This window comes from Microvirga zambiensis WSM3693, assembly GCF_016735695.1.
Lineage (GTDB): Bacteria > Pseudomonadota > Alphaproteobacteria > Rhizobiales > Beijerinckiaceae > Microvirga > Microvirga zambiensis.
The window spans coordinates 71,737-78,820 of record NZ_JAERQD010000027.1; the positions used below are offsets into that span (position 1 = coordinate 71,737).

Genomic DNA, 7,084 nt, shown 5'->3' on the forward strand with positions numbered 1-7,084 from the left:
CGGTGAGCTATCAAGGTTCGGCATCGAGCGATCAAGGCGGAGAACCCCTCTGGCGCCACTTCGCCATGGCGGGGCTCATCGCCGCGATCCTGATCCCGGTGCTGTTCTTTCCGCCCTTCCGCCTGATCGAAGCGCGGCTCTACGACATTCTCTCGGTCATCTCCCCTCCTCTGCCGGCACAGCCCGGCGCCGTGATCGTTGCGATCGACGAGCCGTCCATCGGCGAGATCGGCCGGCGCTGGCCCTGGCCGCGCGACATTCACGCGAAGCTGGTCGAGAGCCTGCGCGCGGCAGGCGCGAAGGTGATCGCTTTCGACATCATCTTCGCCGATCCCACCACCGAGGAATCCGATACCGCCCTGGCAAAAGTGCTTGGCCCCGATGTGGTCCTGGCGGCGGACGACGTCACGACGCCGCTGGAGCAGGGCACGCAGGTCACCAGGGTCAATCCGCTCGATCCCTTTCTCGATGCCGGTGCGGTTGCAGGCATCGCCTCCATGCATCTCGATGGAGACGCTTATCTTCGGCGCATGCCGTCGATGTCGGATTCCTTCGCTGCCGAAGCGCTGCGGCTGAAGGGGGAGCCGCAAGCGGTTGCTCCCGATGGCGCGCTGATCCAGTATTTCGGGCCGCGTCGTTCTTACCCGACCGCATCCTATTATCAGGCCCTGGATCCAAAAAACTTCCTCCCGCCGAACTACTTCAAGGACAAGGTCGTTCTGGTGGGATTGAGTCTCCAAGCCGCGACGACCGCCGATGCGGGCGCTCCCGATACCTTCCCGACGCCCTACACGCTGACCGAGGGCACGCTCACGGCGGGCGTGGAAGTCCAGGCCACAATCCTCGACAATCTCCGGCACAATCTTTATCTGCTGCCCGTGCCGCGCCCGGTCATGGTGCTGCTCGTGATCGCGGGAGCGTTCCTCGCTGCCGCGTTCTGCACGCGCGGCGTTACGTGGCGGACAGGATTGTCGGCCGTCTTTCTCCTCGCTTTCTTCATCGTCGGCGCCTGGGCAGTGTTGCGCTTCGGCCGCGTCTGGGCACCGCCGGCCCTGCCGGCCGCAGCCGCGCTCGCGGTGTTCGGAAGCCGTTTCGGCCTCGACTATGCCCGCGAACGGCATCTGCGCCGCACGGTGTCGGAAGCCTTCTCGCGCTATCTCTCGCCCGACCTCGTGGCGCAGCTCGCCCGCGATCCGAGCGCGCTGAAACTCGGCGGCGAGCGGCGCAACCTGTCGATCCTGTTCTGCGACGTGCGCGGCTTCACGACCTTGTCGGAGAAGCTGAAGGACGAGCCGGAACGGCTCACCACCCTCATCAACCGCCTGCTCGACCCGCTCTCGGAGGCAGTGCTGTCGGAAGGCGGCACCATCGACAAGTATATCGGCGATTGCGTGATGGCGTTCTGGAATGCCCCGCTGCCGAGTCCCGACCACCCCCTGCGCGCCGCCCGCGCCGCCATGCGCATGCTGGCGGCGGTCGAAACCCTGAATGCGGAGCTGAGGCGGGAGCAGGGGGACGACGCGCCCGTCTTCGCCATCGGCGTCGGCATCAACACGGGCGATTGCGTGGTCGGCAATGTGGGATCGCGCTGGCGCTACGATTACTCCGTCCTCGGCGACACGGTGAACCTCGCCGCGCGCCTCGAGAGCCTGTCGAAGGAATACGGCGTCTCGATCGTGCTCGGGCCCGCCACCGCGCAGGCGCTGCAGGAGCATTTCGTGCTGATCGAGCTCGACAGCATCGCCGTCAAAGGCCGCAGCGAGAAATCGGCCATCTTCACCATCGTCGCGCCCGGCGAACAGCGGCAGGATCCGGCGCTTGTAGAATTGACCGAACTGCAGCCCACGCTGCTCGACAGCATCGCAGCAGGCCGACGCGTGGAAGCTTTGGCACTCGCTCAGCACTGCCAGACACTCGCTCCGTCCCTGTCGAAATATTACGGCAAGGTCCTGGTCAAGGCAGCGTCACTCCCCGAGTGATGCTGCCGCCAGGAGCGGCGATCGGATCCACGCCCGTTCGCGATGTCGCCGCAGGCTCGACCTTCACGTGAAGGGCTTCGGCATCACCGATGATTTTGCGAACGAATTGCATGTAAAAACAATATCTTGCGCTTGCAGGAACAGTCTCTATAAGGTCGCCTCGTTTCCCCCACCGAGCCCTCATTATCGCATCGCGCCATGGACAAGATTCAAAAACTTGCCATCGGCAGCATATTCGTCGGAACAGTTGTTTTCGTCCTGAAATATGTTGCCTATTACATCACGGGCAGCATTGCGCTCTATTCGGATGCGCTGGAAAGCATCATCAACATGGTGACTGCGGTCGCGGCCTTCATGGCCGTCCGTCTCAGCGCCGCGCCGGCGGATGCCAACCATCCTTACGGCCATCACAAGGTCGAGTATTTCTCCGCCGTTCTCGAGGGCGTGCTCATTATCGTCGCGGCGCTTGCGATCCTGCGCGAAGCCTATTTCGGCTTCCTGGCGCCGAAGCCGATCGACGCGCCGATCCAGGGTCTTGCCATCAACGCCCTTGCCGGCGCGATCAATGCCATATGGGCCTTTATTCTGATCAGCCGCGGCCGGCTCATGCGCTCGCCCGCCTTGGTGGCCGACGGGCGCCATCTCCTCACGGACGTCTTCACCTCGGTGGGCGTGATCGTCGGCCTGCTGCTCGTTCCGCTCACCGGCTGGGTCTGGCTCGATTCCGCGCTCGCCGCTCTCGTCGCGGTCAACATTCTCTGGTCGGGCTGGGGCCTGATGAAGGAGAGCATCGGCGGCCTCATGGACGAGGCCCTGCCCGAGGCCACGCTTACCCGCGTCCGCGAGATCATCGCGGTCAATGCGGAGGGTGCCATCGAGGCGCACGATCTTCGCACGCGCCACGCCGGCCGGATGACCTTCATCGATTTCCATCTGGTCGTGCCGGGAAGCATGAGCGTCACCGAGGCCCACGACATCTGCGATCGCCTGGAGCGCGAGCTGAAGGCCGATGTGAAGGATGCTCTCATCACCATCCATGTGGAGCCCGACAACAAGGCCAAGCACGCAGGCATCGTGGTACTGTAGGACGCTGCCTTGGGATCGGACGCCCCGCCCGGTCGAGCCGGGCGGGACTCTCGGCGGCTTTTCGTCAGGCCGGAATACGCCGGTCGTAGTCTTCGCGCAGGCGGGTCCAAGTGTCCCAGAACGGCTCCGGCTTCCGGCCCGTCGCATGGGCGACCAGGATGTCGAGATGGGTATGCCAGCCGGCGCCGACCATCAGCATGGTCCTGCGATCGGGCAGGCGGCGGTGGATCACGGTGAGCAGAACCTCCCTGCCCCTCGGCTCGAGCTCGAAGGAGACGTCGCCGCTGCCTTCCCAGCTGATCGTCAGCCTGTGGGGCGGGTCGAGCTCCGTGATCCGGCTCTGCATTCGCATTTCGGCGGAGAACCCTTCCGGCCGCTGGCTGGGCGGATCGCTCAGATCATCGTTTCGCCAAACGAGTTCGAAAGGCGCGCCGACTCTCATCTCCATCTGGCCCGCCGCCAGCCACCGGCTGCGCAGGTCGCTGTCCGTCAGGTAGGCCCAGACCCGGTCGATCGGCCCCGGCAGGACGCGCTGTATCGTCAGCGTATCGGGCTCGGACAGGGTGCCGTAATCGTCGAGTGTTGCAAGGTCGGTCATGGTTCGTCTCCTTCGCAGGTGGGGGATTTTTCTGCATCCTCCTCGCGGAGGAGCCGTTCGAGCACGTCCAGCCGGTCGTTCCAAAAATCCTCGAATGAGGCGTCGTCGCAAGGGATCCAGGGGCGCTGGCTAGCGCATGAAAACCCAAAGATGCGGCGCAGCCGAGGTATTTTTGATTCAACCATGTGGTTTAATATGATCGTTTTCCCCGTAATGTCAACCATGTGGTTTAATGAATCGCCGCCTCTCTTCCGTGTCAGGACAGATGATGCCCTCGCAAAGTAAAAAGTTACGAAATCATTACCAAACTAATGTTCAAAACAATAATTTCATCACGAAAATGGTCGAGATTAAGTAATTCCCCGTAATGCATCGCCATATCGGGGTCAGTTATAAATAAGCGCCTGGTTTCATGCGCGTCGTGGGGGCGCGCGCCCCTCGCGGCGATGCGAGCAGGTCATGTCAGACCCATGCGTTTTCTCAATAATCTCAAATTGATCGTCAAAATCGCGATTCCGACCGTTATTTTCGTCGCCATCGCTATCGGATTGGTCACCGTCGCGAAGACCGGCCTCGACGCCCTGTCGGCGGACACCAAAGAGTTGACCAGCGTCGAAACCGCCCGGCTGATCAAGATCCTGCAGATCAATGCCGAGGTGAACGAAGCGAGCATCCAGGAAAAGAACCTGATCCTGTTCTCCTCGGTCGAACCGGACCGGCTTCAGAGCGCCGAAGGCGTCTACCAGCAGTACAAGAAGCTCGCTTTGCAGCATATGGACGAGCTGACCGCCCTATCCGGCTCGGCGGAGCGCCGCGCCATCAACGACAGCATCAAGGCGACCCTCGTCGCCTATTTCAGCCAGATGGATAAGAGCGTCGCGCATGCGCTGAAGGACGACGACTTCTCCGCGCTCCAGATCTCCAACGGCGAAGCGCGCGACCTGCGCCGGAAGACCCGCGATCTCCTGACCGAGCGCATCAATGTCAATCTAAAGGCCCTCGATCATGCGGCTGATGAAGCAGAGGCGCTGGCCTCCGATACATCCACGATTCTGATCGAATCCTCGGTCGTCGGTCTGATCGTCGCCATCGCCCTGCTCGCCTGGATCGTCCTCTACGCCATTGCCCGTCCCATCTCGGCGATGACCGGCGCCATGGACCGCCTCGCAAACGGCGACCTGACGGTCACGGTCACCGGCACCGAGCGCAAGGACGAGGTCGGTGCGCTTGCCCGCTCGCTCCAGGTGTTCAAGGACAATGCCATCGAGGCCCGCCGTCTCGCCGCCGAGCAGGAGGTCGAGAGCCAGGCCAAGATGCGTCGCGCCGAGGCGCTCGACCAGCTGACCCGGCGCTTCGAATCGAATGTCTCCGCCCTGACGCAGGGGCTCTCCGCGGCCGCCACCGAGATGGAGGCCACGGCCCAATCGATGACCCAGGTCGCAGGCCAGACCACTCAGCAATCGGTGACGGTCTCCTCCGCCGCCCAGCAGACCTCGGCCAATGTGCAGACGGTGGCCGCCGCGACGGAAGAACTCTCGATCTCGATCCGCGAGATCGCGTCCCAGGTCGCCCAGTCCTCGCAGATCGCCGACCGCGCCGTGCTGGGCGCGCGGCGCACCGATGCGGCGGTGCAGGATCTCGCCGTCACCGCGAGCAAGATCGGCGACGTGGTGCAGTTGATCAATACCATCGCCGGCCAGACCAACCTGCTCGCGCTCAACGCCACCATCGAGGCGGCGCGCGCCGGCGAAGCGGGCAAGGGTTTTGCCGTGGTGGCGACCGAGGTCAAGGAGCTGGCGAGCCAGACCGCAAAGGCGACGGAAGAGATATCGACCCAGATCGGCTCGGTGCAGCACGCGACCCAGCAGACGGTCACGGCCATTCAGGAGATCGCCCGTACGATCACCGAGATGTCGCAGATCTCGACCTCGATCGCGGCGGCGATGGAGGAGCAGGGTGCGGCCACCGCCGAGATCGCACGCAATGTGCAGGAGGCGGCGCGCGGCACGGAAGCCGTGACCGGCAGCATCGCCGACGTGCAGCAGGGCGCGGGCGAAACGAGTTCCGCAGCCGGGCAGGTGCTTGGCGCGGCGCAGGACCTCGCGCGCCATTCCAGCGATCTCGGACAGGAGGTCGCCACCTTCCTCCACGGCGTCAAGGCGGCGTAACGGCCATCAAGTGAGACCTTCAAAGAGCGACTTGCAAAGAGCAACTTGGGCCCGGCTATATCATTAGCCGGGCTCATTTTTTTCCCGCCACGCTGAAACAAGCATCGTTCGAATTGCTTTGTATTCACGATGGGTCACGGTCTCACTCCTGGAGAAAGACTCATCGCAGAGAGCGGATCGGCCACATGCTCGTGCGGGTTCCCTACCGAAGCCGCATCCGCAAAAATCGACAAACCGGGCACCCGCCCCGGCATCAATGGATGGAGGCTCGCATAGCGATTTCGCCTGGGCAGAAGACCCCCTCCACGTCGAGATATTGAGCGCTGGAGACACCCTTCGGCCCGACATTCTGAAATGACCAACCGGTTTACCCGGAAGAAACGTCAATGACGTGTGACCTCGAGTCACCGCGGGCCCGGCTCCCTCCTATGGAGCGGGCCCGTTTGCGTGGGCCCAGAGCCGATAAACACGAAAGGCGCCCGAAGGCGACCTGTCGGTGGAATTTCCCGGAAGGAAATGGAGCGGGCGAAGGGATTCGAACCCTCGACCCCAACCTTGGCAAGGTTGTGCTCTACCCCTGAGCTACACCCGCACGCTCCGTCTCGTTTTCAGCATCGGACCCAAAAGTGGAATGCACTTTTGGGAGCAATCCGATGCTCCTCGTCATGTTGGCACATCGTCCGGCGCGGAAAACCGAAATCACTTTTCCGCACGATGTGCTAGCAGGATGGTGGAGCCAGGCGGAATCGAACCGCCGACCTCTTGAATGCCATTCAAGCGCTCTCCCAACTGAGCTATGACCCCCTGCCATACCTTCCAACCCGACGTTGCCGTCAGAAGTGGAACGGTGCCGCAAGAGAGATTCCAACCGCTGCCCCCTCATTACGAATTACCGGTCTCGGTATTAGACGCAGTTTGAAGAAGCCAGTCAGGTTTTAAAAAACCCTCTCGTCACAACGGCTTAGTTAAGGATAGCGTCCTAAGGCCGTCGAAGACTTTTGACGCTGTTCCCCTACTAACCCCCTACTGGTCTGTCAAGCAAGAGATTGGAGTGAGCGACGCTCCCTCGGGAGGAATTGGCCTGCTGGACGATCCCGATCCCTCAACTGCGGCCCCATGCAGCGGCTAAGCTCCGCTCCTTATAGTCCAGCGACATTGACGTATTTGATCTCGAGAAAGCCCTCGATGCCGTATTTCGAGCCCTCGCGGCCAAGCCCCGACTGCTTGACGCCGCCGAACGGCGCCATCTCGTT

At 62.6% G+C, this 7,084-nt stretch carries 5 protein-coding genes and 2 tRNA genes; 3 read left to right on the forward strand and 4 right to left on the reverse strand.

Going from position 1 to position 7,084, the window contains the following annotated elements:
• Positions 1-2: 2 nt before the first annotated feature.
• Positions 3-1,979, forward strand: a complete 1,977-nt coding sequence (locus JKL46_RS19920; protein WP_343074083.1) for a CHASE2 domain-containing protein — start codon at positions 3-5, stop codon at positions 1,977-1,979.
• 198 nt (positions 1,980-2,177) lie between these two features.
• Positions 2,178-3,065, forward strand: coding sequence for a cation diffusion facilitator family transporter (locus tag JKL46_RS19925; RefSeq protein ID WP_201836382.1), 888 nt, complete (start codon positions 2,178-2,180; stop codon positions 3,063-3,065).
• 64 nt (positions 3,066-3,129) lie between these two features.
• On the opposite strand, the gene JKL46_RS19930 is transcribed toward JKL46_RS19925, so the two are convergent.
• Positions 3,130-3,663 carry an SRPBCC family protein gene (locus JKL46_RS19930; protein ID WP_201836385.1) on the reverse strand — a complete coding sequence of 178 codons (534 nt, stop codon included), beginning with the start codon at positions 3,661-3,663 and terminating at the stop codon, positions 3,130-3,132.
• A 470-nt stretch (positions 3,664-4,133) separates the two neighbouring features.
• On the opposite strand from JKL46_RS19930, the gene JKL46_RS19935 reads away from it, so the two are divergent.
• Positions 4,134-5,831 carry a methyl-accepting chemotaxis protein gene (locus tag JKL46_RS19935; protein WP_201836387.1) on the forward strand — a complete coding sequence of 566 codons (1,698 nt, stop codon included), beginning with the start codon at positions 4,134-4,136 and terminating at the stop codon, positions 5,829-5,831.
• Between the two features lie 517 nt (positions 5,832-6,348).
• Here JKL46_RS19935 and JKL46_RS19940 read toward each other — a convergent pair.
• From JKL46_RS19940 to JKL46_RS19950, 3 genes are all read right to left on the reverse strand, one after another.
• A tRNA-Gly gene (locus tag JKL46_RS19940) sits at positions 6,349-6,423 on the reverse strand.
• A gap of 136 nt (positions 6,424-6,559) precedes the next feature.
• Positions 6,560-6,635, reverse strand: a tRNA-Ala gene (locus JKL46_RS19945).
• Between the two features lie 335 nt (positions 6,636-6,970).
• A partial coding sequence (locus tag JKL46_RS19950; RefSeq protein ID WP_201836389.1) for an aldehyde dehydrogenase family protein occupies positions 6,971-7,084 on the reverse strand: 114 nt, incomplete at its 5' end.

Excerpts from the sequence above, each read along its gene's own strand:
- JKL46_RS19925 (WP_201836382.1), top strand. The coding sequence starts at position 2,178 with ATGGACAAGATTCAAAAACTTGCCATCGGCAGCATATTCGTCGGAACA.
- JKL46_RS19930 (WP_201836385.1), bottom strand. The coding sequence starts at position 3,663 with ATGACCGACCTTGCAACACTCGACGATTACGGCACCCTGTCCGAGCCC.
- JKL46_RS19935 (WP_201836387.1), top strand. The coding sequence starts at position 4,134 with ATGCGTTTTCTCAATAATCTCAAATTGATCGTCAAAATCGCGATTCCG.